Source organism: Aeromicrobium sp. (assembly GCF_025965075.1).
GTDB lineage: Bacteria > Actinomycetota > Actinomycetes > Propionibacteriales > Nocardioidaceae > Aeromicrobium.
The window spans coordinates 1-2,576 of the sequence record NZ_JAOPXQ010000206.1 but is presented as its reverse complement, the minus strand read 5'-3'; the positions used below and the strand labels follow the sequence as shown (position 1 = coordinate 2,576).

General features: G+C 71.0%; 3 protein-coding genes. 2 read left to right on the top strand and 1 reads right to left on the bottom strand.

Annotated elements, in window-relative coordinates:
• Positions 1-663 (top strand): hypothetical protein (locus JWQ91_RS12465; protein WP_297784498.1); only part of this gene is annotated, 663 nt, incomplete at its 5' end.
• A 21-nt stretch (positions 664-684) separates the two neighbouring features.
• On the opposite strand, the gene JWQ91_RS12460 is transcribed toward JWQ91_RS12465, so the two are convergent.
• Entirely contained in the window at positions 685-1,566 is an 882-nt protein-coding gene (locus JWQ91_RS12460) for an SDR family oxidoreductase (RefSeq protein WP_297784495.1), read from the bottom strand.
• Positions 1,567-1,669: 103 nt separating this feature from the next.
• Here JWQ91_RS12460 and JWQ91_RS12455 point away from each other — a divergent pair, with 103 nt between their 5' ends.
• Positions 1,670-2,575: a 1,4-dihydroxy-2-naphthoyl-CoA synthase gene (locus JWQ91_RS12455; protein WP_297784493.1), complete on the top strand. Its 906-nt coding sequence runs from the start codon at positions 1,670-1,672 to the stop codon at positions 2,573-2,575.
• The last annotated feature ends 1 nt before the right edge of the window (position 2,576 follow it).

The following is a 2,576-nucleotide window of genomic DNA, read 5'->3' as shown; positions in this document are numbered from 1 at the left end:
GGCGGTGACAATGGTCATATGGCCTTCCTGCTGCGCGTCGAGCTCCCTGACGTGCCCGGTTCACTGGGCACCCTGGCGACGGCGCTCGGTGGTGCGGGTGCCGACATCGAGGCGATCGAGATCGTCGAGCGGCGCTCCGACGGCCGGGTCGTCGACGACGTGCTGCTGGAGCTGCCCGCGCGGGTCATGCCCGACGCGCTGATCACGGCGTGCCACCGGCTCGAGGGCGTCACGGTGCAGTGGATCTCCCGCTACAACGCCGGTGCCAACCTGAGCATGGACCTCGAGGCGGTCGAGCGGTTCACCGAGGACCCGACCCAGGCGATCGACCGGCTCGTCGACGTGATCCCGTCGACGTTCCGCACCGACTGGGCGATGGCGCTGCAGCGGGTCGACGGCGGGGCCGCGGTCATGGCGAAGTCGTCCACTGCGCCCAAGCTCGTCGGCGAGGCCACGGACTGGCTCGGGATCCGGCACTCCAAGGTGCTGCGGGACGTGCCGGAGTGGGACTCCGTGGTCGTGGCGGCCACGCCGGCCCGGGACCGCAAGGGCAACGGCTTCGTCGTCGTGGTCGGGCGCCACGGCGGCCCGGAGTTCCTGGCCTCCGAGCTGGCCCGGCTGGGCCACATGGTGTCCCTGGCCGCGAGCGTCCAGACGGTCTGATCCCGCCGCGTCCCCGCGCAGTCAGTCGTGGGGCTTGGTCTCCGGGACGTGGCTGTGGTGGAACCGGCCGAGGGCGTCGACCTCGGACTCCATCTGCGGCACGGTCCTGGCCGCGATCCGGCGCAGGACGGGCCAGACGGCGGGGGAGTTCATCAGCGCCTTGGTCCAGTTGGAGACGCCGACCTTGCCGGGGACGTAGACCCGGCTCTTGCGCTTGGCGAAGCCGGCCAGGATCAGCGCGACGCACTCCTCGACGCTGGTCGTGCCGTTGGCGGGCCACGGCAGCTTCTCCCGGGTCGCGCGGAACGACGGCAGGTCGTGCTCGGCGTTGCGGACGATGTCGGTGTCGATCCACGACGGGTGGCAGACACCGACCGAGACGCCCAGGTGGGCGACCTCCTGCTTGTAGGCCAGCGCCAGCGACTCGGCGCCGGCCTTGCTGGCGTTGTACGACGCCAGGCCCGCCAGCGCCGCGAACGAGGCCTGCGACGCGACGACCAGGGCGTAGCCCTTGGTCTTCGCCAGGTGTGGCGTCCCGTGCTTGAGGGTCCGGAAGACGCCGTTGACGTTGATGTCCACGACCCGCTCGAAGGCGCTGTCGTCGATCTGGCGGACCGTGCCGTACGACGCGATGCCCGCGTTGGCCAGCACGAAGTCGATCCGACCGAAATGCGTCGCCGCGGCGTCGATCGCCGCCTTCACGGCGGCCGAGTCGCGGACGTCGGCCTCCCACCACGCGGCGTCGGCGCCGAGCTCGTCGGCGAGCTCCGCGAGCAGGTCCGGCTCGAGCCCGACCAGCGCGACGCGTCCGCCCTGCGCGACGAAGCCGCGGGCGACCCCGGCCCCGATCCCTCGTGCTGCTCCTGTGATGAGCGCGACCTTGCCTGCGAATGAGTGAGCCATGCGGATCAACATACCGCCGGTATCTGGAATGCGCCATGGCCGATGTCACATGGCCGGGACCGCCCGGGCGCCTGCGAGGCGGCCGTCGCGGTAGCCTCGCGCCATGACCGTCTCCGAGACCTTCGACCCGTCCGCCTGGCAGGAGGTCCCCGGTTTCGAGGGCCTGACCGACCTGACCTACCACCGGGCCGTCGAGCACGGGACCGTGCGGATCGCGTTCGACCGCCCCGAGGTCCGCAACGCGTTCCGCCCGCACACCGTCGACGAGCTGCTGGCCGTCCTGGAGCACGCGCGCACATCGTCCGACGTCGGCTGCGTCCTGCTGACCGGCAACGGCCCGTCGCCCAAGGACGGCGGCTGGGCGTTCTGCTCCGGCGGCGACCAGCGGATCCGCGGCAAGGTCGGCTACCAGTACGCCGAGGGCGACACCGCCGCCTCGGTCGATCCCGGCAAGCTCGGCCGGCTGCACATCCTGGAGTGCCAGCGCCTGATCCGGTTCATGCCCAAGATCGTCATCGCGGTCGTGCCCGGCTGGGCCGCCGGCGGTGGCCACAGCCTGCACGTCGTCGCCGACCTGACCCTGGCCTCGGCCGAGCACGCCAAGTTCAAGCAGACCGACGCCGATGTCGGCTCGTTCGACGGCGGGTACGGCTCGGCGTACCTCGCGCGGCAGGTCGGCCAGAAGTTCGCGCGTGAGATCTTCCTGCTGGGCGACGAGTACTCCGCCGCCGACGCCCACCGCATGGGCATGGTCAACAAGGTCGTCCCGCACGCCGAGCTCGAGGCCGAGGCGCTCGAGTGGGGCCGCAAGATCAACGCCAAGTCGCCGACCGCGCAGCGCATGCTGAAGTACTCCTTCAACATGATCGACGACGGTCTGGTCGGCCAGCAGGTTCTCCTCGGCGAGACGACCCGACTCGCGTACATGACCGACGAGGCGGCGGAGGGCCGGGACGCCTTCCTGGAGAAGCGGGACCCCGACTTCTCCTCGTTCCCCTGGTACTACTGAG